The sequence below is a fragment of the Pseudomonadota bacterium genome (genome assembly GCA_039028935.1).
Classification (GTDB): Bacteria; Pseudomonadota; Gammaproteobacteria; order Steroidobacterales; family SZUA-146; genus SZUA-146.
Window position 1 is genome coordinate 1 of record JBCCHD010000023.1, and the last position, 24,791, is coordinate 24,791.

Genomic DNA, 24,791 nt, shown 5'->3' on the forward strand with positions numbered 1-24,791 from the left:
CCCTGTCTTGTTGACATTAGTATCTCAATGTTTTGTGCGCTGTACAACTTTACCCATACACTTAGTCGTCTTGGCCTACTCATACATGCATTCGAAACACAGTGAAGACGCGCAGTCATACTCATATTTCTTGTCTCAGAACGAAATGGTTTCAGTGCAGACTTCCAGTAGTATGCTCTCTTCTGTTGGCGGACGGCTGTTAGTAACGAATGTGCAGCGACTGCAGCCGCTCGAGTGACGAACTGCCGGTACCAAAATCATCCAACATCAGTTTGACGCCCATATCGCGCAGATTGCCAAGGACACCTTTTTCAACCGTCCGACACGCTTGCAGTGTGGTCTCACTTAGTTCCAGTCGAATTCGCTGGGGATCGATGTTGCCACGACGAAGCGAGGCGCCCAGTTTTTCCACAAAGTCACCCTGGACGAACTGCGACTCGTCGATATTGATGCACACGCTCACCGACTTATGAGCGTCGTTTTCGCTCGACCAAATATTCATATCGCGCACCACCTTACCGATCACCCACTGACCGATATCCAGCGCAAGCTGAGACTGCTGTGCAAGCGCCATAAAATCTCTGGGAAGTAAAATACCGCGCGATGGGTGATGCCAGCGAAGGAGCGCCTCAAAGGCCACCACCGCTCCGGTCTGCGTCGAAAAAATAGGTTGATAAAAGAGACTCAGCTCTTGTCGCTCGAGCGCATCCCGCAACTCGTCCTCCAGTCTAATGTCCGCTGGACTTGGATGCCGCAAGCCGTAACCATAGGTCACGAACGCCGCGCCACCTTTGGTCTTGGCATCGAACATCGCGACGTTGGCGTCTTTAAGTGTTTCGATCGCTGCGCGTTCTGATGCGGTCTCAGAAATACCGATACTCATCGACACGTAAAAAGAATGCCCCGCGACACGTAACGGCTTCCGGAAGCTACGCAATATTCGTTGCGCAATCAGCTCTGCGTCGGAGCCGATGCGTTGACCAGGCGCCATAATCGCAAATTCATCTACGCCAATACGCGCCATCATGTCGCCAGGGCGCAACAAATCCTTGAGCCGATGAGCGATCGCCACAATCACTTTGTCGCCGATAGTGTGACCAAACTGTTGATTGATGAGCGAGAACCGATCGACATCTAGGTACAGCACGGCCGTCGTAGTAGTCGCACTACGCCGTGTCTGACGCGAGTCGCGTTCAAGATGATCGATGAGCATATTGCGATTAGGCAGACCGGTGAGTGGATCTAATAATTCATGGTTTGCATCGACTCGACTGGTGGCATCATTGACAATGTTGGCCACCAATTCGAGGAGCGAGTGGAGCATTTCACGATCGTCAACCGACAACTCCCACGCGTCGGATTGCTCACGCGCATTGCCACCGAGCAAAATAGCCAGACCGCTCGCCTGATGAAAACACCACACCGTTTTTTCAGTGTGCGTTAAAAAGCGGACAAACTCACTAACGCCTGGAACAGCGCTTCTGGCGTCGGCACAAACAAATTCGGGCATCGCCGATTTACGTGACAAATCGCACGCTTCGTCAATTGAAAAGCCCACGCTGGCGAGTGTTTTGAAACCCGCCTCATGGGTTGACTTGGCATACAGCGCGCCACACTCGACACCCATATAGCGGGTTAACGAAGACAGGACGCGTTCCGCAACCTGGGTGGGCGAGTATCGTGCCGCCTTGAGGCGAAACAAATGCCTCGTGAGCGTATTGGTCAGTTTCGCGCGACGTACGTCCAGCAAGGTTTGCCGTTGACGACGGTTACTTTGCTTCAGCTGGTCGCTGAGCTTTGCACACAAATCGCGGTAGTAGTCTGCCGATTGACTAGGCGTATCGACGATGGGAGTGTTTTTATTATTATTCATGAATCACCAGAGTTCGATTACTGATGACACGCTAGCACAATCCGCGATTCGCTTGAGGCGGATGTAACGAAATATCGGCAATTGGTGTTAGACTCGTAACATAACGCGACGATCAACTCTCTGGCCGCAACATAATTCGTGACCATACCTCCACTGCAACCCCCGCCCGACTCCGAGGCCGTCAAACCGCCAATGCCAGCGGTAGCGGCCTGCATGAACTGCGGCAAACCTCTCGACGATCAGTTTTGCTCTGCCTGTGGACAACGTAAACAACGGCGCTTGGTGTCGCTCTTCAGTTTGGCGGGTGACTTTGTCAGCGACTTAGTCAACTGGGATTCTCGAGTGTGGCGCACGCTGTGGCCGCTGTTTTTTAAACCCGGTCTTCTTACGCGCGCGTATTTGGACGGGCGTCGTGAGCACTACACACCGCCGGTGCGTATGTATTTAGTGAGCAGCATTATATTCTTCCTGCTCATTTCTATGTCGCCGCGCAGCTTTCTAAGCGAACTGTCCGACCTGATTAATTTTAAGGCGGGCGGCGTTATTCCCGGGCTGGAACAAGGACTCGACTCACCGATCAACAGCGAATCGTCGCGCGCGGTCATCAATCTGATTAACGAGAAGAGCAGCGTGGGCAAGGGTGGCGCAGTGATTCTCACTTCTGCCCCACAACGCAATGGCGAGAATGACGATGACTCAGCGGATGAAGCCACAACACCAGAAGACGAACTCATACCGTCCATTACGCTCGACGATCGGGTTGTTATAGACGTCGACGCCCTCGCGACCGAGCTTGAATCGCCGCGCACCGAAACTCAAGACGATTCAACGGCCGAAAGCAACGTAGTCGAAGACGAGCTGGCCGACAGCGCCGACACCCGCCCAGAAGACGCCAGCGCAATAGTCGAAGACGAACCAGAGAGCGGCGACATTCGGGTGGAATGCGGATGGATCTCTACGGGCGCCTTCTCACCGGGCGCCGAGTTTATGCGCGCGCCCAGCCAGCGATTCTGCGAGTCGGTGTCGACGTGGCGCGGCCTCATCAATTTTTTGGCCGAACTGATCGACAGCCTTCCCAAGACGCTGTTTGTACTCTTACCGCTAATGGCCCTAGCCAACAAAACTCTCTATCTGTTTTCACGTCGCTTCTACGTTGAACACCTGCTCTACTACGTGCACAACTATTCATTCTTGTTTCTGTTTACGGTAGTGATGGTGGGTATCACGAAAGCGTTTGAATTAGCCGGTGCCAACGCTGGCAACGTAATCGCACCCGTCGGCTTCTTATACGTGGTGTACTACTTTCTCAAATCCATGCGAGTGGTCTACGGTCAGGGTTGGCTGCTGACCATCATTAAGTGGATTATGTTGATCATGGCATTCATCCTGCTACTGAGCGTGGTGCTCGTGTTTTACATGCTCGCGTCGGCGGCCATGCGTGGCCTGTGACCACCGACACCGATAATCGCGTCATCATGCATGTGGACATGGACGCGTTTTACGCCTCCATTGAGCAGCGCGACAATCCCGAATTGCGTGGCAAACCGGTCGTAGTGGGCGGCGGCGGTCCGCGCGGTGTGGTAGCCGCCGCCAGCTATGAGTCACGCCAGTTTGGCATCCGCTCAGCCATGCCCGGCCGCGAGGCACAAAGACGCTGTCCTGACGCCATATTTATCAAGCCTCGTATTCATCATTACCAGACGGTGTCTCGCGAAATCTTCGCAGTCTTTCGCTCTCTCACGCCGATTTATGAGGGTTTGTCGCTCGATGAGGCGTTTCTCGATTTCAGTGGTGAGCCGAATATACGTGCGCACATGCGCGACCGCGCCATGCTCATCAAATCGCGCATTCAAGAGCAGACCAAACTGACTGCGTCCGTCGGTGTTGGTCCGAATAAGCTCGTTGCAAAAATAGCATCCGATTTAGATAAACCTGACGGCCTTTGCATGCTGTTTGATGAGCAGATTCGGCAAACGCTCGATCCGATGCCAGCCGGTACCATTCCAGGTATCGGTAAGAAGACCATCGCGCGCTTACACAAAATCGATGTGCGCACGATCCGTGATCTACGTACCGCGCCGGATGCCGCGCTGGCCGCCGTATTCGGTCGCTACGCCATGCGCATCAAACAGCGTGCCGCCGGCATTGATCACCGTGAAGTTGTCGCCTCACGCAGCGACAAATCGATCAGTGCAGAGAACACGTTCTCAGAAAATCTGACAGATCTCGAACAGATGGAAACCGAATTGACGCGTCTGGCGGATCGCACCGCCGAACGCGCGCGCAAAAAAAACCTGCTTGGCAGTGTCGTGATGATCAAAGTACGCATGCCCGATTTCACCACGCTCACCCGTCAAATGAGGTTGCAACCCGCGGCAAATTCAAGCGACGCCATCGGCCGTCAAGCCCGTACATTGCTGCAGGACTGGCGAGCCGACTATCCCGACGCGGCCGTGCGGCTGCTGGGCGTCGGCATCGCGGGTTTGCAAGAAGCGCGGCAAATGGGCTTGTTCGATCCACCAGATTCTCAACAAGACGTGGATCAAGTACTTGATAGTATTCGTGAAAAGTTCGGCTCCAACAGCGTAAAGCGTGGCAACCGATTACCTTAGCAGGTACCATGGTGGGTCAGCAAAACGCTGAGCCAAGAGAGTAGAACCCCTCGTGTACACGCCGTTTTTTGGCCTGACGGAAAAACCGTTTTCGATCACGCCAGATCCCAGCTTTCTCTTTTTGTCCGAGCGCCACGCCGAAGCGCTCGCCCATCTGGTCTATGGCGTGACCGAGAGCGGTGGCTTCATTCAACTCACCGGAGAGGTCGGCACCGGAAAAACCACACTGACGCGCTGCCTGCTCGATCGACTACCCGAGTCGGTCGACCTCGCCGTGGTACTCAATCCTCGGCTGAGCGTGCCGGAGTTTCTCTCGACCATATTCAGCGAGCTCGGTGTCGAGGCACCTGATCGCGATGCCAGCACAAAGGAACTGGTGGACGCGCTCAATCAACATCTGCTTGAGTCGCATGCCAACGGACGGCGGACCGTACTGTTGGTAGACGAAGCGCAAAATTTGGACAGCGACGTGCTCGAGCAACTCAGACTGCTCACCAATCTTGAAACCAGCAAAGAAAAGCTGTTGCAGATTATTCTGGTAGGTCAGCCCGAGCTACGCGACACGCTCGCGCGCAATGACCTGCGCCAACTGGCACAGCGCATTACCGGCCGCTATCACCTAGAAAACCTCAACGCCGAAGAGACCATTGCGTACGTGAAGCACCGCATGGAAGTGGCCGGCAATACAGACGATGTGTTTGAACCCGATGCGCTATGGGAAATCCACGCACTCACCGGGGGCAGCCCGCGCCTGACCAACGTATTGTGCGATCGTGCGTTGTTGGGCGCCTATTCCGCCGAATCGCGCACGGTGTCAAAAGATCTGTTGCGCAAAGCGTTTACGGAAATCCATGGCGAAGCGCCCAAAACCTCGCGCCGTAAGCCCACCGCGCTGTCCGGCCATGTGCTCGATAATCAATTCTGGTCGCTGGCCGCCACGGTGGTCGTCGGGCTTGGATTAGCCGGCGCCGTAGGCTGGCAGCTAGCAAGTCTTAATAATCCCGAGCCGGTCGTCGATACGCAGGGGGTGGACACCACGCACACCACCCGCGACCGGCGCTTGTCCGGCTCTTTATCGGCGACCACGACGCCCCCTGAGGCCACGCGCTACGAATCACAACTTGCCGTCAGCACGCCGCTCAGACTGACTCGCTCGCTCGGCGTGAGTCAGCCTGACGAATCCCTAACGTCGCTGGCGAGTTTGCTCAACAACCCGGCCTATAACACCAGCACTGATCAAGCGTTTCGGGATGCATTCAGTCTGTGGCAACGACCCACCGGCTTTGGCAGCACACCGCCATGCGCCTGGGCGTCTCAACACCAGCTTCGCTGTGAGTACCTCGTTGGCGCGCTCCGACTGATTGGTACGATCAATCGACCGGCCATCTTATCGCTCGTGGATGACGCCGGTCAGGTGCACAACGCGCTGATGGTCGAGCTGGACGACGATACGGCCGTGCTACGTATCGCAAACACCGAGTTTCGCATAACCAATAGTGACCTATCGCGCTATTGGTACGGAGAGTTTCTGGTGCTCTGGCAGCCACGAAACGGCGTTGGGGAGCTATTGCTGCCCAATACACGCAGCAACGGCGTAGCGTGGTTGCGTGCGATGTTGGCACGACTCGATCGCCAGCAGGTACCCAGTCCGAATTCCGCCTTCTTTGATGCCGCTCTACGCCAGCGCGTGACCGCATTTCAGCGCGCTCATCAACTTGAAGCGGACGGTATCGCCGGTGTGCAAACGCTCATCGCGCTCAACACCGCGCTCCGCGTCTCCGGCACACCACTTTTACGCCCGTATGTGGCACCACTCGCATTGAGAAATTAGAGGGCTGCGTATGTCGTTCATTCTCGATGCACTGCGAAAAGCGGAAGACAAGAATCGCGATCGGCATCATCTGCCTGTTATTCAGGGTCCCAAAGTGCTCGACGAAGACTTGCCGCCTCGAGCCGAAGCCCGCCGCTTTCCGTTGTGGCTTCTGGCCATACCGCTGGTCATTGGCGCAGCCTGGTGGTGGTCTGCGTCGGACAGTGAACCTGTGTCGGCGCCCGCCGCCGTGACCGCGCCCGTCGCGACGCAATCAGCACCCACACAACCCACCGATCGCCCAGCACTTCCCCAGGCGGTTCCGCGGGAAACCGGCGCCCGGTCGTTGGATCGCGAAGTCTCGCGCGGACAACGCACACCGATTGATCGCGTTGACCGAGCGCCTACCGCCGCCGCGACGCCGGTCGTCACACCGGGCACCGTGGCACCAGGCTCAATCACACCTGGCACCGTCACGATAATCGGCGAGGACAACACAACCCCCGACCCACGCAATCCAGAGGCCCTCGATCGTCGCGGCACGGTAGAACAAGAAGTGCTACCCGAGTACCGCGAATCACTGGCCTCTGGCGAAGTGCCCATTCCAAAGCTTCACCTCGATATGCACGTGTACAGTGCAGAATCGGCTAAGCGTTTTGTGTTTATCAACCTCGACAAGTACGGCGAGGGAGAAGCGATTGACGACGACACGACGGTGGAATCGATCGAACCGCAGGGCGCCGTCATCAATCACAAGGGGTTCCGCTTTGTCCTTCGGCCCGACTAGCCGTTGAGCGTGCAGGGTATCGCCGCCCGGAACGACGCTACACGTACGAACACCATGTGCGGCGTACACGCCGCTGTCGGTTGGGACTTTTTCAACGAACAACGCGCCGTGGCACAATAACGACGCCCAAGGATGCGGCGCCCAACGAGAACGACAACAAGAGTAGGCTATGACCGCAACCAGTGCTTCCCCAACGCCAGGCATCATTTATGTCGACGGCCCCCGTATTCGCCGCGCCATGGTGGCGGGCATTAAAAAAGTGATTGAGGGCCAGGAGCACTTCAATAAGATCAATGTGTTTCCGGTGGCGGATGGCGACACAGGCACGAATCTGGCACTCACCATGCACTCGGTTCTGGCGACGCTGCGGCGTTCAACTTCCAACGACGCGCATGCGCTGCTGACCGATATTGCGGACGCGGCGCTGGACGGAGCACGCGGAAACAGCGGCGCGATCATCGCTCAGTTCTTCCAAGGGGTAAGTGACGCCGCATCCGGACTCACAACCATCACCACCGAACAGTTTGCCAAAGCCATCAAAAGCGGCGAACAGTACGCGCGCGATGCGCTAACCAAACCGCGCGAGGGGACGGTGCTTACGGTGATGCGTGATTTTGCCGATCATCTGCTGCACCTTGCGGTCACACAAAAAACACTCGACTTTGTCAGCTTGTTTCAAGAGGGGCTGATCAAAGCGAAGACCTCACTGGCCAGCACCCCGGACCAACTCGACGCGTTGCGCAAGGCCGGTGTCGTGGATGCCGGCGCAGCCGGATTTGTCAGTTTATTAGAAGGCATCGTCCACTACACCGAACATGGCAACGTCGACCAGAGCATCCCGGACGCGAGCGAATTCGAGCTGGAACACAGTGAGGAGATCATGGCGGGCGACGTGCATGATCTCGACTACCGCTACTGCACCGAATGCATGATTACCGGCAGCGATATCGATCGCCGCCACCTGCGCGAGGAGTTGTCGCAACTTGGCGACAGCCTGGTGCTGGCCGGCACAAACCGAAAGGCCAAAGTCCACATTCACGTCAATGAACCCAATCAGGTATTCGAATTAGCGGCTCGCTACGGCGATGTGTCCGGCACGAAAGCGGACGATATGCATCAGCAGCAGGAAATGACCCATCACAATCAGCCGGTTGTGATCACGATCGATTCGGCGGCCGACTTACCCGATAGCGAAATCGAGCGGCTCAATATTCATATGATCCCCGTACGTCTTCATTTTGGGGAGGAAAGCTATCTGGACAAAGTGTCGATTGATGCCGACGAGTTTTTTAAGAAGCTGGATGAGCACCCTGAACACCCGAAGACCTCTCAGCCACCGCCTGGGGATTTTCGACGGAACTTCGATTTTCTGGCCTCGCATCACGCGCACGTTGTGTCGATCAATGTCACTAGCTGGGGCAGCGGCACACACCAGGCTGCCGTCACGGCTGCCGAGCGATCCAAACACGACACGATCACCGTATTCGATTCAAAGTCAGCGTCAATTGGTCAGGCCTTGCAGGCGATCCATGCAGCGGAATGCGCTGCCGAGGGCATGGACATCGAACGCGTCATGAGCGAATTGGAGTGGGCACGGGACAATACGATGGTATTTGGTATGTTTCCCGAACTCACGTACACCGTACGAGGTGGTCGCGTTAAACCATTTGTCAAAATCATCACGGATTTTCTTAATGTGGCGCCTGTGTTTATGCTCAATCGCCAAGGCAAACTGGTGCCGCGAAAAGGCCTGTTTGGCCGACACAATTTACCGTCTCGGCTTGGCGACTATGTCGGCAAACAGCTGGTGACCGGTACCCAGTATCGCGTTGGCATTGCTTACGGACGCGAACGCGCCGCGGCCGACGAATTGTTTGCCACCATCGAACAACAGATGGAAAAGCGAGGCGCACGCATCGAGCGGCACTTTTTCGCACGGCTTGGCACCGCGCTCGGCGCGCACGCCGGACCCGACTGCATCGTTATCGGTCTACAAAAGCGCCTGCATTGAGCCGGCGAGAAAAAAAGGGGGCATACTATCTGCCGCCTGTCACGATAATCCCGACAAACGCTACGCTTAAACCGCACGCCAGTCGCCCGCCCGACCGATTCCGGGTATTCTTCCACTTTCATCTTGGGCTAACCCGGAGACCCCCATGCGCTACGTATCCCTGCGCCCTGCCCTGATCGGCGCCGCGTTACTCGTACTCACAGCTTGCGCCGACAAAACCGCCGACGAACCCGTCGCAGAGGCGGTCAGCCGCCCGGTTTCAACCACTCCTACGGCACCCACCAGCGACCAAAATCATCGCGACATTGACCTCAAAGTGTTTATGCGGCACGTGCGCATGCTCAGCGCGGATGAATTTGGTGGTCGCTCACCGGCATCGCTCGGCGAGGAAAAAACCATTAACTACCTGCGCGATGAACTGCGCAACATGGGTGTTGGTCCGGGCAATGGCAACAGCTATTTCCAAGACGTGCCACTGGTGACCATGACCGCAACCCCCGACGAGGTCATGACTGTTCGCAACGACAGCGCCGAGACGATCGATCTGCAGTTTGGTCCCGACATGGTCATCTGGACGAAGCGTGTGACGAGCCGTAGTGAAATCAACGACTCGGAAATGGTGTTTGTTGGCTATGGCATTGTTGCACCAGAATACAACTGGAACGACTACGAAGGTGTCGATGTCGAAGGCAAGACCGTCGTAATTTTGGTCAACGATCCTGGTTACGCGACCCAAGACCCGGAGTTGTTCAATGGCAACGCCATGACCTACTACGGTCGTTGGACCTATAAATTTGAAGAAGCCGCTAAGCAAGGCGCAGCCGGCGCACTGGTGATTCACGAAACGGCGCCAGCGGCCTATCCGTGGTCTGTCGTTGAGGGCAGCTGGACCGGCGCACAGCACGATTTAGTCACACCGGACAAAAACATGGGGCGCGCCGCCATCGAAGGATGGATCACCGATGTCCGCGCCGATCAGCTTTTTAAAGCGATGGGCAGTAGCTATGAGCAGGCTAAAAAGGACGCGCTTGATCGCAATATCAAAGCCCAGCCGATGGGCATGAGCGTGTCGGCCGGACTCAGCAACACCATCAGCGTCGCCGACTCACAGAATGTCGTGGGCAAAATCGAAGGCTCAGACCGTCCAGATGAGTACATTCTCTACATGGCGCACTGGGATCATCTGGGCATCGACCCGACTCTCGAAGGGGATCAGATCTATAATGGCGCGGTGGATAACGCCACCGGCACCGCTGGCCTGTTGATGATCGCGCGAGCGTTTACTCAACTGGATGTTAAACCCGAGCGCTCCATATTATTCGTGGCCGTGACCGCCGAAGAGTCGGGGCTTCTCGGCTCGCGACAATTTGCGAATAATCCGCCCATGCCATTAAAGAAAATCGTGGGCGGTATCAACATGGATGCACTGAACGTTTACGGCCCGACTCGCGACGTCTCGGTCATTGGCTATGGCTCGTCCGAGCTCGAGCAATATTTGGCCAAAGCAGCCAGTGCTCAGGGCCGCACAATCGGTCCTGAACCGACGCCAGAAAGAGGCTATTTTTACCGTTCGGATCATTTCAACATGTCGAAAAAAGGCGTGCCGATGCTCTATGCGAAGGGGGGCGTGAATCTCATTGATGGCGGCGTGGAGGCCGGCACCGCCGCACAAACCGCCTATACCGTCAACGACTACCACAAGCCGTCTGATGAAATAAATGACAGCTGGAAGCCGACGGGCACCGCCGAAGACTTACAAATGTTCTTCGACATCGGCAAGCAGCTCGCGATGGAGTCCACCTTCCCATCGTGGTATCCCGGCAATGAGTTTCGTGCTATTCGCGAGGCGAGCATGGCGGAATAGTACCGCCCTCCCCGAACGTCGAGCTACCGCTTTGACGCCCAAGCTCGTGCTTGCGTCCATTCCGCGCTTCCACCATGCTTGATGTATGTCCAAAAAGAAATTCGAAACACGTCTGATTCATGGCGATGACCCATCGGGCAACCCCGGTGCCCTGCCCGACCCCACCACAGGTGTCTCACCGCCGATCGACCTGAGCACGACCTATCGCCGCACAGATCCTCGCGACGACTCGGAGTACATTTACAGCCGTACCAATAATCCAACGCGACAGCGACTTGAAGCGCGTTTGTGTGGATTGGAAGACGGGTACGCCGCGGTCGCATTCGCCTCGGGATCCGCGGCCTCTATGGCATTATTTCAAGCGCTGCCAGCGGGAAGCCACATTATCGTGACCGAGGACGCCTATTACGGCACGCTTTTGCAGCTCAACAATATTGTCGCGAATCTTGGACACCACGTCACCGCCATCGACACCACGCGAATCGATGAGGTTGAGCACGCGTTCCAAGACAACACATCGCTCGTGTGGCTCGAAACACCGAGCAATCCGCAAATGCGAGTTAGCGATATTCGCCGCATCGCCGCGCTCACCGCACAGCGCGGAGCCAAACTCTGCTGCGACAATACGCTCGCCTCATGCGTCTGGCAGCGACCGCTACAGTTGGGTGCGGATTTTTGCATGCACAGCTCAACCAAGTTTTTTGGGGGCCATAGCGACGTCACTGGTGGAGTGCTAATCGCACGTGAAGCGAGCACACTCTTGGATCAGGTGCGCTACATTCAGCAAGTGGGCGGCGCCGTACCCAGCCCATTTGACTGCTGGTTATTGCTTCGCTCGTTATCAACACTCGCGGTTCGCGTTCGACACCAGACGCGCTCCGCAGAGCAGATTGCTCGGCATTTCAGCAACCACCCCCACATCGAGCAAGTACTCTATGTAGGATTGACTGATCATCCGGGTCATGCGTTGAATCAAACCCAGATGCACGCCGGCAGCGCACTGCTGTCGTTGCTCGTAAAAGGCGACGCAAGCACAGCCATTAAGGTCGCTCAATCCACCCAATTCTTCGCTCAAGCCACCAGCCTGGGCGGTGTGGAGTCGCTAATCGAACACCGCTATTCCGTGGAAGGAAAAACATCGTTGTGCCCGCCTAATTTGCTCAGGCTCTCAGTCGGACTGGAGCATGCCAACGACCTCATTGAGGATCTCGAACAGGCGCTCGCGACTGCGCACGTGTGACCGGTGATGAACGCGCTTTGCAGCCTCAGGTTCGAGGCCGACAGGGGTAGTGGAAGACGCAACTCGGTCGCTCGCTAGACACACTGCGACGCTTCACCAGGTCAGGTGCGGATTCCAACACCTCGGTGCAACAAGTACAGGCACAGACTCCCGAGCAGCACAATAAACACCAGAATAATCGCGTAGGCGGTGCCGATACTGATGTCGGATTCCCCAAGAAACCCGTAACGGAAGCCATTTACCATGTATAGGATAGGATTGGCTTTCGAGACGTTTTGCCAAAATTCAGGCAGCAACGAAATGGAGTAAAACACGCCGCCGAGATAAGTAAGCGGCGTCAGAACAAACGTCGGGATAATCGAGATCCCTTCAAAATTCTTAGCAAAGATGGCATTGATAAAACCGGCCATCGAAAAAACAATGGAGGTCAGCACCACGACGGACAGCGTCACGAACGGGTTCTGGACATGAATCTTAGTGAAAAACAGCGCTACGCCGCTCACAATGAGTCCCACGCAGATGCCGCGAATTAGACCACCTGTCACAAAGCCTGCCAACACCGTGAAATTCGACAACGGAGAGACCACCACTTCCTCAACGTAATGGCCAAAACGTGCGCCAAAAAACGACGACACCACATTGCCATAAGAGCTAGTGATTACCGACATCATGATGAGCCCCGGCGCGATGTACTGCATATAGCTGTAGCCGCCCATCTCACCGATGCGCGGACCGATAAGATTACCGAAAATGACAAAATAAAGGGTCATGGTGATGCACGGCGGCACCAGCGTCTGCACCCAAATTCGCAGGATACGCGTGATCTCTTTACGAACAATCGTCTTGTAGCCCACCCAGTTGGTGGTCAGTCCCTCACTCATTGACAACCCCCTCATCGTTCACATCGACGAGGCGAATAAAAAGCTCTTCGAGGCGATTGCTTTTCGTGCGCATACTTTCAATTGCAATATTTTGACGCGTTAGCTCACCAAACAGATCATTGAGATGCTGACTCGATTGCATCTCCACCTCGAGCGTCAAATTGTCTTCGCGTCGACACGCAAAGCCATGGAGGTTCAGTGACTCAGGCAACTCCGCCACACTGGTGAGTACAAACGTCTGCACTTGTAGCTTGCGCAATACGTTTGCCATTCGATCATTCTCGATGATCCGCCCCTTGTCGATAATCGCCACATTACGACAAAGGCTCTCAGCCTCCTCGAGATAGTGCGTCGTCAAAATAATCGTTGTGCCTTGCTCGTTCAGCTGTCGCAAAAAGCGCCACATGCTGCGTCGAATTTCGATGTCTACCCCCGCCGTCGGCTCATCGAGAATAAGCAGCCTAGGTTCATGCATCAGTGCCCGCGCGATCATGAGGCGTCGCTTCATACCCCCCGATAGCTCCCGCGAAATGTCGTCACGTCGATCCCATAGCTGAAGCTCAGACAGATATTTCTCGGCGCGTCGCATGGCCTCGCGCCGCGGTATCCCATAATAGCCCGCCTGATTGATGACGATATTTTGTACCGGTTCGAATTGATTGAAGTTAATTTCTTGCGGGACCAGGCCAATGCAGGACTTTGCCTGCTCTTTTTGCGTGCGAAGATCGTAGTCAAAGACTTTGACTGTGCCCGCGGTGGGCGTAACCAGCGAGCTTACAATGCCGATCGCCGTCGTCTTTCCCGCACCATTGGGGCCGAGTACCGCAAAAAAATCGCCTTGTTCAACCTCAAGGTCAATGCCGCGCAGCGCGGTGACCGAGCCATCATAGGTTTTCTTTAGGCCTGATAGTGTTAAAGCATTCATAGTCACTTACGTATTGAAGATATCGACAGCACCGGCGCGCCGGCCGCATCATAGCATGAGCGTCGCCCGTGACCGATACCCTGGGTCACCCGATGCGTTGCTATTGTCCAACGGTGGGAGAATAATGACCGTGGTCACCGGCCTATCTCACCGGACATCGGTCCAGGGTCGGCCGAATGACCCGTCATCACAACACAGGGGGTTCCAACATGCTTCAGGAATTCAAAGAGTTTGCAATGCGCGGCAACGTTATGGATATGGCGATTGGCATTGTTCTTGGCACCGCGTTCGGCAAAATCGTGGCATCCTTTGTCGGCGATATGCTCATGCCCATTCTGAGCAAATTTGTCGGTGGGATCGATTTTTCGTCGTACTACATCAGTATGTCTGGTGATCAATACGAATCACTGTCGGCCGCTGAAGCCGCCGGCGCGGCCGTTATGAAATACGGCAGCTTTATCCAAACGGTGGTGGATTTTTTGATCATTGCGGTCGCCATTTTTGTGCTGGTTAAGGCGATCAACAGCCGCCAACAACAAGAAGAAGCGGCGGCGCCTGCCACCAAAACCTGTCCTCGGTGTTTTAACCGCATTCCCTTTGAAGCCACACGCTGTGGGTTTTGAACATCGGATGTGTAGTGGGTATGTGGCGCCGGAATCGTAACGAACGGTCTGTGACCCGATACCGTGCACAACCACCTCGACGGCGTTTACTATTGAACGACTCGGGAAACGAATCCAAATGACCAATATTGTCGACAAGGATCATACTATGCACTTCAAAACGGCCGACCTGTACGATGACTTCGCGGCGGAACTCGAAATCGCCTCACCAGGCTTCCGACGGTTTGGTCAACATGAGTCCTTCGCCGGCCCGATAGCGACCGTCAAGGTGCATGAGGACAACGTGCTGGTCAAACAGGCATTGGGGGAGCCCGGCGGCGACCGAGTGCTCGTCGTTGATGGCGGCGGCTCGATGCGCTGCGCCTTGCTCGGTGATCTGCTAGCGCAAATGGCGATCGACAATCAGTGGGCTGGAATTATTGTGTATGGCTGCATTCGCGACAGTCATGACATTGACGCCATGCCCATCGGCGTGCGTGCTCTTGGCACCCACCCCGCAAAAAGCGTCAAACGCGGCGAAGGCGTGCGCGATGAATCGGTATCGTTCGCCGGCGTCACGTTCGAACCAGGGCACTTTGTGTACGCCGACCACGATGGCATCGTGATTGCGCCACGTTCTCTGTTGAACTGAGCACGCTCTTTCGACGCCTTTCGTCATGTCCATCGATTACTCCAGCCGCAACGTGTTTGTCGACCCAAGCTTTGACCGGCTCGCGGAAAAGCGACGCGACCGGGAATGGATCGAGCGCGCGCTGCGCGCACCCGAAACCCGTTTCATCGGCGTATGGCAGCATCGAAGTGCGATCAATGCGCAGAGCCTGTGCGATTTGACCGCGCCAGAGCTCGCGGAGTTTGATCTCGACACAGCCGTGCTGCTCGGCGACGTGGGCGGCGACATTTACTTCGCATTGGATCTTGGCGAGTCCTCGACACCCCCAGCACCGCTCGCCGATTATCGATTCGACGGCTTACGCAGTATCGGCATGACCCTCCCCGCCGAGGAGGCCGCGCTGGCCGCTTACGCACAGGCCATGGTGTTTTGGCATCGTCGACATCGATTTTGCGGCGTGTGTGGCACGGCCACGATCAGCGTCGAGGGTGGCCATGTTCGCGAATGCCCAGGATGCTCGGACCGTTCGTTTCCACGAACCGATCCGGCGGTGATCGTATTGGCGTCGCGCGATGATCGCGTATTGCTGGGTCGTCAAGCTAGCTGGCCGCCCGGACGGTATTCAACCATCGCCGGATTTGTGGAACCCGGCGAGAGCCTCGAAGATTCTGTGCGGCGCGAAGTCACCGAAGAAACCGGACACGAGGCGAGTCACGTGCGGTATTTTTCGTCCCAGCCATGGCCATTTCCCTCTTCTTTGATGCTCGGCTTCAGCGCGACCGTGAGTGACGCGCCCATTCAGAAGCCAGATGAGGAGCTCGAAGAGGTCCGATGGTTCACGCGCGATGACATCATCGCCCGTGAAACACACGGTCCTAAACTCGTGCCGCCCCCGCTGTCCATCGCCTATCGACTGGTGGAACACTGGTTTAACAAAGGCAGCGATGTGCCTCTTGCCGACATCATCCAGCGCAACGAGGCGACCTAGCCATGTGTTTGATCGCCTTTGCCTGGGAAGCCTCTGCCGAGTATCCATTTGCGCTCGTTGCCAACCGTGACGAGTTTCATGCGCGGCCGACCCAAGCGCTAGGTTGGTGGCCCAATACCCAAATGGTTGCGGGTCGAGATCTACAAGCTGGGGGTACGTGGCTTGGACTCACCCAAGGCGGTCGATTTGCCGCGGTCACAAATGTCCGAGAAGGGAATGTCGAGCAACCGGCGCGACAATCGCGCGGCGCGCTGGTCACGCATGTCCTCGCATCACAGGCGCCACTCGACACACTGCAGACGGAACTCCTACAGATGGGCCAGCACACGGCCGGCTTTAACTTGTTGTTCGGCGATCTTTTCGGCGCCGATCATGAACTGCGCTATCTGTCCAACCGACCGAGCGTCGGCAACCTGCCAGGCGTAGGCGAAACAATCGATGCAGGCGTATACGCGCTGTCGAACGCCGGACTGCATGACGACTGGCCCAAAACACGAGAGGCCGAAATTGCGCTGAAACGTGCACTGCGTTTACGCCATCCCGATGGGTTTTGGGACGTGACGGCCGATCGCCGTGTGGCGGAACCCGACGACCTGCCTGACACCGGCGTTGGTGCAGACATCGAACGCTTTTTATCCGCCGCGTTTATTGTCGGCGACAATTACGGCACGCGCAGCACGATTCGACTGCTTGGGCAGCCCAAGTCGAGCATCTCAATTAGCGAGCGGCGGTTTAATCCGAACGGTGAGCTGACCGGCTGCAGTCAGGTTCGTGTAACGCGCAACGGACCGGATTCCGAGTAAACTATCGGCCGAGCGCTAACTGGCGCGCCCAATGTCGACCACACTCAGAAAAGGCCAACCATGTCTTCGAATCAGCACCACGCACCAGCCGGCACCTGGCAATCACCATTAACCGCAGAAACCCTAGCCGGCGCCAGCATTCGGTTGGCACAGCCGTGCCTCGACGGCGACCGCACTTATTGGCTCGAAGGCAGGCCCACCGAGAAAGGACGAACCGTGCTCGTCATGCGAGACGCTGACGGGCGTGTGCGAGATCTCACGCCGGAACCGTACGACGTACGCAGTCAGGTGCACGAATATGGCGGCAGCGCCTACCTGGTTGATCGCGACGACATTTTTTTTGTCAACGCACGTGACCAGGGGATATACCGCATCGACCGCCGCGGCATTCACTGCGTCTTCCAGCAGGACGATCAGCGCTTCGCCAATTTTTGCCTCGACCGCACACATGGACGACTGATTGCCGTCGGTGAGGCGCACGTAGGCGACAAAGAACCCATTAACCAATTGGTCAGTGTATCCCTGAGCGATGGCACGCTGAGTGTCCTGCATGAAGGTGCCGATTTTTACAGCTCGCCCACGCTAAATGCGGATGACTCCTCGCTCGCGTTCCTGACTTGGATGCATCCCAACATGCCCTGGGACAGCACCACGCTGCACGTGGCCGATGTCACCGCACAGGGCCTTAGCGCGGTCCGGATTATTGAGCAAGGGTATGCCGCGTTCTCTCCACAGTTCGGTCCGGACGGTCAACTGTATTTTGTGAGCGATCGCGATAATTTTTGGAACCTGTACACAACGGACGAAACGGGTTCGCGCGCCGTGACCCAACTCGACGCCGAACTCGGCATGCCGCACTGGATCTTTGGCATGTCGACCTATGGGTTCCTCGATGCGGACACCGCGATTGGCGTCGCCAGCCGCGACGGTCTGTGGCACCTGTGTCGCATCGATCTACGTTCGAGCACGGTTACGTTCGTCGACCCTTGGTTGTGGACCGCTGTCGATCATTTGGCGGTGACCGCTGAGGGCATCGTCTGCCATGCCGCCAGGCCCGATCATGTCGACAGCATTATTCGCCTAAAGCATGACGACCTAAAGCACGTGCAAGTGCTGCGTAAAGCGAGCGACTTCGCACTGGACGACAGCATGATCTCGCGCGCCAAGGCCATCACTTTTGGCGAGGGTCAATCGACAGCGTATGGCTTTTACTACGCACCACAACACAGCACAACCAAACTGCCAGCCGGTGACGCACCACCCTTGATCGTGCTGGTGCACGGTGGACCCACCACCGCAACCGGAAACGGCTTGAATGCGCGAATTCAGTTTTGGACCACGCGTGGATTTGCGGTACTGGATGTCAACTACCGCGGCAGCACCGGATTCGGTCGCCGCTATCGACATTTACTGCAAGGCCAATGGGGGCAATTTGATGTCGAGGACTGCATCCAAGGCGCACAGTACTTGATCGACCAGAATCTCGCGCACGCCGATCGCGTGTTTATTATGGGTGGTAGCGCGGGTGGCTACACGGTCTTGAGTGCACTGGCGTTTACCGACTTTTTTAGCGGCGGCGTCAGCTCGTATGGCATCGGTGACCTGGCGCTTCTGGTCAACGACACCCACAAGTTTGAAGCGCGATATTTGGATTCGCTTGTCGCGCCGTTTGATGCCGAACTGTACCGCGCGCGGTCGCCGCTGTATGCCGCCGATCAAATCCGAGTGCCGGTGCTGTTCTTTCAAGGCACGGAAGACAAGATGGTGCCTCTCAACCAGGCGGAAACGATGGTTGACGCCCTGAAGCAAAACGGCGTGCCCGTGGGCCTGGAGATTATGGTTGGCGAGGGACATGGCTTTCGTCGTGACGACAGTATCATCCGCCTTATGAATCTAACGCTCGCTTTTTTTCTCAAAATCATGGGCCATCGTTCGCCATCAACGGACGCACTCTCGTTGCACAACGACACTGTGTAGTGCTCCGCTCGTCGTAACGCTGCGCTCGTCGAGCGATACACGGGACACAGCGTATGACGCCAGCGGATAGTCCAGTACTTTTCATGTACGAAACTACTGCGGAGCCAACACGCGGCGCAACCAGGCGCCAATATCGCGGAGTTCCTCCAAACAGACCTGGTGCGCCATCGGATACTCATGCCAGTCGACAGCGATACCCTGCGCGTTGAGCGCCTCCCGGCTCTGTGTGCCCATATCCAATGTCACCATCGGGTCGTGTAGACCGTGCGCCATGAACAGAGGCGTGCGAGCATTCGCCTCACTGCGCTCATCCGCTAACGAATCTTCCAGCGCAAGATAGCTCGATAGCACCATGATGCCGGCGAAGGTCTCGGCATAACGCAATCCAACTTGCAACGCGACGGCACCGCCTTGACTGAACCCGGCGATGACAATGTTGGCAGTCGGCACACCGCGTTCATTCTCGCGCCGAATGAGCTGCTCAATCTGTGCTTGACTCTCACGAATACCGGCTTCGTCGGCGCGACCATGGCGATCAAGACTTTTAATGTCGTACCAGGCACGCATGCGCATACCCCCATTGATGGTCACCGCGCGCTCTTCGGAGTGTGGAAACACAAAGCGCACCGCCAGGTCACTGGGAAGCCCGAGCTCCGGCACCACCGGCACAAAATCATGGCCATCAGCCCCCAAACCATGCAACCAGATAACGCTGTGGGTGCACGGCTCAGCGGTGGTCACGGTTTCGGCATCGAGAATGGCGGTCATAGGCACTCCTTGTGTTTGCATTGATCGAGTGTAGGGTATGCTGCGCGCGGCGCCGTGTCGAACACACAAGGCCGCCGTCAGGCGATGTCGGCACGGTCGCGCATACCGACGCTCAGACTAACGGCACGAGCCTAACCTTCGCCCGCGCCCTGGGTGGCCCTACCCGCTGCCTCGCAATCGGTCGCTGCGGCAAAACCTATCCGATAATCGTCAACAACGATAAATTCAGCCAGGCAGGGTGGCATCTGGTGAGGCCGCATCCTATGATGGTGTCCCGACTCGCTAAAGGACGTTTCAGGATGAAATGGTTTCTCGATCTGGCCGGTTTTTCCAAAGATCAACTCGACGATCTGCTCATGCTCGCCCAACAGCTTGATATCTATCCAGAGCCCAACGCGTTGTCTGGCAAAGTGATGACGATGATCATGCTGCGCCATTCTTTTCATACCCGCGCGTCGATGGGCGCTGCGATGGCGCGTCTTGGCGGTAAGGTAATCAATATTGGTCCGTCCGGCTCGGGCTGGGAAATCGAAACCGGCGATGGCGTCATGGACGGCCATTCAGCTCATCACGCGCTCGACATGATCCCCTCGATGGGCGCCTATTCCGACGTACTCGGCATCCGAGCACCGGGCGGCTTTCGCGATCTGGCGTCCGACTTGCGCGAAGACGTATTCACCAAATTGTGCAAGGCCAGTCCCGTACCGATGATCAACCTCGAGTCGGCGATTAATCACCCATGCCAAAGTCTGGGTGACTGGAAAACCATGAACGATGCCGAGATCCCAAGCCAGGGCGGCCGCCTGGTGCTCACGTGGTCGCACAACACGGCACCGCATCCATTTGGCGTCACTGCAGCGACGCTACACATGGCTGCCCTACGCGGCATGCGCGTCACCGTATTGCGGCCGGACGAATACGCGCTGCCGCCGCCGTTGATCGCCAAGGCCCAACGAGCCGCGGCGCAGCACGGCGGCAGCATTGTAGAAACCGCCGATCGCGACAAAGCGTTCGAGGCCGCGCGCGTGGTCTATGCTGAATCATGGGTGTCGCCGTCGAACTACGCTGACAAAGAGGCAGAACTTGAGTTGCGGCAAAAGTACCGTGATTGGTGTATCGATGAGCGTTGGTTTCATGCGGCGGTCGAGGAATGCCGTTTCATGCATGCGCTGCCGTTACGCCGCGGCATTAGCGTCGCCGAAGACATACTTGATGGGCCGCGCAGCCTTGTCTTGGAACAAGCCCGCAATCGGATGCTCACACAAATGGCGGTACTGTATCGCATGCTGAAACGTTGATGAGTAACAACGCGTCATCCATCTGGTTTACCGAGCCCAGCCTCGATGCCATCGTCTATGCCAACGATCAATCATTGGTGACCACGCTCGATATCACGCTGACCGAAATCGGACCCGATTATCTGCGCGGCACCATGCCGGTCACGCCGCGAGTGCATCAGCCGATGGGGATTCTGCACGGTGGAGCATCGGTCGCACTGGCTGAAACACTCGGTAGCGTTGCGGCCAGTCTGACGCTGGATCTATCTCGACAGATGCCGGTAGGCCTGGAAATTAACGCCAATCACGTGCGCCCTGTGTCCTCCGGCCTGGTCACCGGAACGGCACGGCCGGCCCACATCGGTCGCACGACTCAGGTTTGGCATATCGATATCCGTGACGACCGCGACAAATTGACCTGCACATCACGCATAACCATCGCCGTGCTCGACAACGGCTGATTCAAGGGGGGCATCATGGATTATTGTCGCTCTGTGGTCCGCCGAATGGCGCTGTTAGTGCTCGCGTCTGCCATCACCGCCTGCGGCCAAATCGGACCGCTTTACCTGCCGGACGACGCGCAAGCGTCTCCGCAGCCGGATGAGAGCGGTGCCGAGCACCAACGCGATGACGCGGACACTCGGCGCGACGACAACGACGACAACGACGATAACGACGCCGAATCGAGCCAATGACGCGAGAGCGCGGTCGGCGCGAACAGGCGTTAGCGTCGCGATTCCAGCGTTGCATCCACGGTCTCACGCATCGCTTCGCGGCACTGGCTCCCCAATAGGAACTCGCCGAATATCCCCTATAATCAGGGACTGACCCACGCGTCGCCACGACGCACTTCACCCGCTTTGAAATCGATCGAAATATGACCAAGAAAACCAAACCCTTATTGATACTCGTCGATGGTTCGTCCTACCTGTACCGCGCGTTCCATGCGCTGCCGTCGCTCACCAACGCCAACGGCGATCCCACCGGCGCGGTGCTCGGCGTCACGAACATGCTTAACCGTCTGTTTCAGGATTACGATACGCCTCATATTGCGGTGGTATTCGACGCTAAGGGTCCGACCTTTCGTCATGAGCAATACGATCAATACAAGGCCAACCGCCCGCCGATGCCCGACGAACTGCGTCAACAAATCGATTACATCCATGACATTGTGCGCGCACTGGGTCTGCCGCTTCTGCAAGTACCTGGGGTGGAGGCGGACGATGTCATCGGCACGCTAGCCGTGCAGGCCCGAGGCGCCGGTATGAAAGTGGTCGTGTCAACCGGCGACAAAGACCTCGCGCAGTTGGTCAATGAAGATGTGACACTCGAAGACACGATGAAAAACGCCGTCATGGACGGCGATGCCGTGCTCGACAAATTTGGCGTTCGTCCCGATCAGATCATTGACTATCTGGGTCTGGTGGGCGACACCTCTGACAACATTCCAGGTGTGCCAAAAGTGGGCCCCAAAACAGCCGCCAAGTGGCTCGCAGACTACGACAGCGCCGAGCGCCTGATCGAGCACCGCGACGCCATTAAAGGCAAGGTGGGTGAAAGCCTGCGCGACAACATTGATCAACTCAAACTGTCCTGCGAACTGGCCACGATAAAACTGGATGTCGATCTTGACGCCACGCCAGACAGCCTCAAAATAGGCCAACAGGACGTAGCCAAACTCATCGAGCTGTACCAGACACTCGATTTCAAAAGCCTGCTGCGCGGACTGCCCGAAGCAAGCGATATCCCGATCGAAACAAACGTGGCGGCACCGGAAAAACACTACGAGACGGTACTCACGCAAGCGCGTTTTGATGCGTGGCTGTCCCAATTAAAATCGGCCAAAGTCTTTGCGTTCGACACAGAAACCACGAGCATCAATTACATGGACGCCCAGATCGTGGGCGTGTCGTTTAGCGTCGACGCGGGTATCGCGGCCTACGTTCCGGTGGCGCATCGCTATGCGGGCGCGCCAAAACAGCTCAGTTGCGACACTGTTCTCAACGCACTCAAACCATTACTCGAAGATCCGCACGTGGCCAAAATCGGACACCACCTGAAATACGACGCCCACGTGCTCAGGCACTATGACATCGAGCTGCGCGGCATCGACTACGACACCATGCTCGAGTCGTATGTACTCAACTCAACCGCGACGCGCCACGACATGGACAGCGTGGCTAAACGCTACCTTGGCGTCGACACCATTCACTACGAAGACGTGGCGGGTAAAGGAGCAAAACAGCTCACCTTCGATGAGGTGCCACTCGAAGAAGCCGGTCCTTACGCGGCCGAGGATGCCGACATTACGTTGCGCCTGCATCAAGCGCTCTGGCCACAGCTTGAAGAACAAAAAGCACTATCAAGCGTATACGCGGAAATTGAACGCCCCCTTGTGCCGATACTGCTGGATATGGAGCACAACGGCGTGCTGCTGGATATCGAGATGCTCAATGAGCTGAGCGTCGAGTTCGCCAGCATCATGCAGAAACTTGAAACCGAAGCATTCAACGCGGCGGGACAGGAGTTCAATCTGGGCTCACCCAAACAGCTGCAGGAAATTCTGTTTGAAAAACAGGGTCTGCCGGTCATTCGCAAAACCCCCAAGGGCCAGCCGTCAACGGCAGAAGACGTGCTCGTGGAACTCGCGCTCGATTACCCATTACCGCAGCTCATTCTCGACTATCGCAGCTTAAGTAAGCTCAAATCGACCTACACCGACAAACTGCCTCTGCAGGCCAACGCCGGTACGCAACGCGTACACACCTCTTATCACCAGGCGGTCGCCGCCACGGGACGCCTGTCGTCGTCCGATCCCAATCTGCAGAATATTCCAATCCGCACACCGCAAGGTCGCCGTATCCGCCAGGCCTTTATTGCGCCCAAGGGCTATACCCTGCTTGCCGCCGACTACTCGCAAATTGAACTGCGCATCATGGCGCATCTCTCGGCGGACGAAGGCCTGACGCGAGCGTTTGCCGAAGATCGAGACGTGCACCGCGCCACCGCCGCTGAGGTGTTTGATATGCCGGTTGACGCGGTCACCAATGACCAACGTCGTTCCGCCAAAGCCATCAATTTTGGCCTTATTTACGGCATGTCGGCGTTTGGCCTTGCCAAACAGCTCAACATTACGCGCCACGCCGCGCAGGAGTACGTCAACGTGTACTTTGAGCGGTATCCAGGTGTGCAAGACTACATGGATCGCACACGCGCACAGGCCAAGGAACAAGGCTACGTGGAAACCGTGTTTGGCCGTCGCCTGTATTTGCCGGACATCAACGCGCGTAATGGCCAGCGTCGACAGTATGCCGAGCGTAGCGCCATTAACGCACCGATGCAGGGCACGGCCGCCGATATCATCAAACGCGCAATGCTCGCGGTGCATGACTGGTTGGTGACGTCGGGCGCGGACGCTCGCTTACTCATGCAGGTGCATGACGAACTGGTGCTGGAAGTGGCCCACCGCGAGCTGGACGCCGTGCGTGAAGAGGTTGTGAAGCGCATGTGCGGCGCCGCTGAACTCAATGTGCCGCTAAAAGTGGATGCCGGCACGGGCATGAACTGGGACGAAGCACACTGAGTTCAGATACGGTTGGTATCACCGTAACCGACTGCCGTACACACCCAAAAACAGCATAAGTAATACGCTGTTTTTTCTCGGTATTCAGAGAAATACTCAGATTCTGGAACTAAACCCTGAACGCTTACTCAAAGTTATTAGGCGTGTGATGACGCTAGT

20 protein-coding genes are annotated in these 24,791 nt (G+C 56.7%); 16 read left to right on the forward strand and 4 right to left on the reverse strand.

From position 1 onward, the window contains the following. Positions 1-199: 199 nt before the first annotated feature. Complete coding sequence (locus AAF465_11425; GenBank protein ID MEM7083332.1) at positions 200-1,873, reverse strand: EAL domain-containing protein; 1,674 nt, start codon at positions 1,871-1,873, stop codon at positions 200-202. Positions 1,874-2,011: 138 nt separating this feature from the next. Here AAF465_11425 and AAF465_11430 point away from each other — a divergent pair, with 138 nt between their 5' ends. The 7 genes from AAF465_11430 (at position 2,012) to AAF465_11460 (ending at position 12,197) form a co-directional block, all read left to right on the forward strand. Continuing rightward, on the forward strand, positions 2,012-3,322 hold the full coding sequence (locus tag AAF465_11430) for a DUF3667 domain-containing protein (protein ID MEM7083333.1): 1,311 nt from the start codon (positions 2,012-2,014) through the stop codon (positions 3,320-3,322). Further along, positions 3,319-4,485 (forward strand): DNA polymerase IV, encoded by a 1,167-nt coding sequence (dinB, locus tag AAF465_11435; protein ID MEM7083334.1) that lies wholly within the window; start codon positions 3,319-3,321, stop codon positions 4,483-4,485. The genes AAF465_11430 and dinB overlap by 4 nt, the downstream gene beginning before the upstream one ends. Positions 4,486-4,537: 52 nt before the next feature. Further along, on the forward strand, positions 4,538-6,316 hold the full coding sequence (locus AAF465_11440; protein ID MEM7083335.1) for an AAA family ATPase: 1,779 nt from the start codon (positions 4,538-4,540) through the stop codon (positions 6,314-6,316). Positions 6,317-6,326: 10 nt separating this feature from the next. After that, a complete protein-coding gene (locus tag AAF465_11445) occupies positions 6,327-7,082 on the forward strand; it encodes a general secretion pathway protein GspB (protein ID MEM7083336.1) in 756 nt (251 codons plus the stop codon). 169 nt (positions 7,083-7,251) lie between these two features. Then, positions 7,252-9,093 (forward strand): DegV family protein, encoded by a 1,842-nt coding sequence (locus tag AAF465_11450; protein ID MEM7083337.1) that lies wholly within the window; start codon positions 7,252-7,254, stop codon positions 9,091-9,093. 145 nt (positions 9,094-9,238) lie between these two features. Beyond that, positions 9,239-10,957, forward strand: coding sequence for a M28 family metallopeptidase (locus tag AAF465_11455; GenBank protein ID MEM7083338.1), 1,719 nt, complete (start codon positions 9,239-9,241; stop codon positions 10,955-10,957). 85 nt (positions 10,958-11,042) lie between these two features. Further along, positions 11,043-12,197, forward strand: coding sequence for a PLP-dependent aspartate aminotransferase family protein (locus AAF465_11460; GenBank protein MEM7083339.1), 1,155 nt, complete (start codon positions 11,043-11,045; stop codon positions 12,195-12,197). 101 nt (positions 12,198-12,298) lie between these two features. On the opposite strand, the gene AAF465_11465 is transcribed toward AAF465_11460, so the two are convergent. Continuing rightward, positions 12,299-13,078 (reverse strand): ABC transporter permease, encoded by a 780-nt coding sequence (locus AAF465_11465; GenBank protein MEM7083340.1) that lies wholly within the window; start codon positions 13,076-13,078, stop codon positions 12,299-12,301. Then, positions 13,071-14,003: an ABC transporter ATP-binding protein gene (locus AAF465_11470; GenBank protein ID MEM7083341.1), complete on the reverse strand. Its 933-nt coding sequence runs from the start codon at positions 14,001-14,003 to the stop codon at positions 13,071-13,073. The genes AAF465_11465 and AAF465_11470 overlap by 8 nt, the downstream gene beginning before the upstream one ends. Before the next feature lie 209 nt (positions 14,004-14,212). Here AAF465_11470 and mscL point away from each other — a divergent pair, with 209 nt between their 5' ends. From mscL to AAF465_11495, 5 genes are all read left to right on the forward strand, one after another. Next, positions 14,213-14,626: a large-conductance mechanosensitive channel protein MscL gene (mscL, locus tag AAF465_11475; GenBank protein ID MEM7083342.1), complete on the forward strand. Its 414-nt coding sequence runs from the start codon at positions 14,213-14,215 to the stop codon at positions 14,624-14,626. 148 nt (positions 14,627-14,774) lie between these two features. Beyond that, positions 14,775-15,257: a ribonuclease E activity regulator RraA gene (gene rraA, locus AAF465_11480; GenBank protein MEM7083343.1), complete on the forward strand. Its 483-nt coding sequence runs from the start codon at positions 14,775-14,777 to the stop codon at positions 15,255-15,257. A gap of 25 nt (positions 15,258-15,282) precedes the next feature. Then, positions 15,283-16,224 carry an NAD(+) diphosphatase gene (nudC, locus tag AAF465_11485; protein MEM7083344.1) on the forward strand — a complete coding sequence of 314 codons (942 nt, stop codon included), beginning with the start codon at positions 15,283-15,285 and terminating at the stop codon, positions 16,222-16,224. A gap of 2 nt (positions 16,225-16,226) precedes the next feature. Next, positions 16,227-17,027: an NRDE family protein gene (locus tag AAF465_11490; GenBank protein ID MEM7083345.1), complete on the forward strand. Its 801-nt coding sequence runs from the start codon at positions 16,227-16,229 to the stop codon at positions 17,025-17,027. Positions 17,028-17,087: 60 nt separating this feature from the next. Further along, positions 17,088-19,004, forward strand: coding sequence for a prolyl oligopeptidase family serine peptidase (locus tag AAF465_11495; GenBank protein ID MEM7083346.1), 1,917 nt, complete (start codon positions 17,088-17,090; stop codon positions 19,002-19,004). Positions 19,005-19,097: 93 nt separating this feature from the next. Here AAF465_11495 and AAF465_11500 read toward each other — a convergent pair whose 3' ends face one another. Next, entirely contained in the window at positions 19,098-19,772 is a 675-nt protein-coding gene (locus AAF465_11500) for an alpha/beta hydrolase-fold protein (protein ID MEM7083347.1), read from the reverse strand. A 299-nt stretch (positions 19,773-20,071) separates the two neighbouring features. On the opposite strand from AAF465_11500, the gene AAF465_11505 reads away from it, so the two are divergent. From AAF465_11505 to polA, 4 genes are all read left to right on the forward strand, one after another. After that, positions 20,072-21,070 carry a hypothetical protein gene (locus AAF465_11505; GenBank protein MEM7083348.1) on the forward strand — a complete coding sequence of 333 codons (999 nt, stop codon included), beginning with the start codon at positions 20,072-20,074 and terminating at the stop codon, positions 21,068-21,070. After that, positions 21,070-21,510 (forward strand): hotdog fold thioesterase, encoded by a 441-nt coding sequence (locus tag AAF465_11510; protein ID MEM7083349.1) that lies wholly within the window; start codon positions 21,070-21,072, stop codon positions 21,508-21,510. Before AAF465_11505 ends, AAF465_11510 begins: the two co-directional genes overlap by 1 nt. 15 nt (positions 21,511-21,525) lie before the next feature. Next, positions 21,526-21,744: a lipoprotein gene (locus tag AAF465_11515; GenBank protein ID MEM7083350.1), complete on the forward strand. Its 219-nt coding sequence runs from the start codon at positions 21,526-21,528 to the stop codon at positions 21,742-21,744. Between the two features lie 182 nt (positions 21,745-21,926). After that, positions 21,927-24,632 (forward strand): DNA polymerase I, encoded by a 2,706-nt coding sequence (gene polA, locus AAF465_11520; protein ID MEM7083351.1) that lies wholly within the window; start codon positions 21,927-21,929, stop codon positions 24,630-24,632. Positions 24,633-24,791 lie beyond the last annotated feature (159 nt).

Excerpts from the sequence above, each read along its gene's own strand:
- rraA (MEM7083343.1), top strand. The coding sequence starts at position 14,775 with ATGCACTTCAAAACGGCCGACCTGTACGATGACTTCGCGGCGGAACTC.
- AAF465_11515 (MEM7083350.1), top strand. The coding sequence starts at position 21,526 with ATGGATTATTGTCGCTCTGTGGTCCGCCGAATGGCGCTGTTAGTGCTC.
- AAF465_11450 (MEM7083337.1), top strand. The coding sequence starts at position 7,252 with ATGACCGCAACCAGTGCTTCCCCAACGCCAGGCATCATTTATGTCGAC.
- AAF465_11425 (MEM7083332.1), bottom strand. The coding sequence starts at position 1,873 with ATGAATAATAATAAAAACACTCCCATCGTCGATACGCCTAGTCAATCG.
- AAF465_11495 (MEM7083346.1), top strand. The coding sequence starts at position 17,088 with ATGTCTTCGAATCAGCACCACGCACCAGCCGGCACCTGGCAATCACCA.
- AAF465_11460 (MEM7083339.1), top strand. The coding sequence starts at position 11,043 with ATGTCCAAAAAGAAATTCGAAACACGTCTGATTCATGGCGATGACCCA.
- AAF465_11505 (MEM7083348.1), top strand. The coding sequence starts at position 20,072 with ATGAAATGGTTTCTCGATCTGGCCGGTTTTTCCAAAGATCAACTCGAC.
- AAF465_11465 (MEM7083340.1), bottom strand. The coding sequence starts at position 13,078 with ATGAGTGAGGGACTGACCACCAACTGGGTGGGCTACAAGACGATTGTT.
- AAF465_11500 (MEM7083347.1), bottom strand. The coding sequence starts at position 19,772 with ATGACCGCCATTCTCGATGCCGAAACCGTGACCACCGCTGAGCCGTGC.
- AAF465_11490 (MEM7083345.1), top strand. The coding sequence starts at position 16,227 with ATGTGTTTGATCGCCTTTGCCTGGGAAGCCTCTGCCGAGTATCCATTT.
- AAF465_11455 (MEM7083338.1), top strand. The coding sequence starts at position 9,239 with ATGCGCTACGTATCCCTGCGCCCTGCCCTGATCGGCGCCGCGTTACTC.
- polA (MEM7083351.1), top strand. The coding sequence starts at position 21,927 with ATGACCAAGAAAACCAAACCCTTATTGATACTCGTCGATGGTTCGTCC.
- AAF465_11445 (MEM7083336.1), top strand. The coding sequence starts at position 6,327 with ATGTCGTTCATTCTCGATGCACTGCGAAAAGCGGAAGACAAGAATCGC.
- AAF465_11510 (MEM7083349.1), top strand. The coding sequence starts at position 21,070 with ATGAGTAACAACGCGTCATCCATCTGGTTTACCGAGCCCAGCCTCGAT.
- mscL (MEM7083342.1), top strand. The coding sequence starts at position 14,213 with ATGCTTCAGGAATTCAAAGAGTTTGCAATGCGCGGCAACGTTATGGAT.
- AAF465_11470 (MEM7083341.1), bottom strand. The coding sequence starts at position 14,003 with ATGAATGCTTTAACACTATCAGGCCTAAAGAAAACCTATGATGGCTCG.
- nudC (MEM7083344.1), top strand. The coding sequence starts at position 15,283 with ATGTCCATCGATTACTCCAGCCGCAACGTGTTTGTCGACCCAAGCTTT.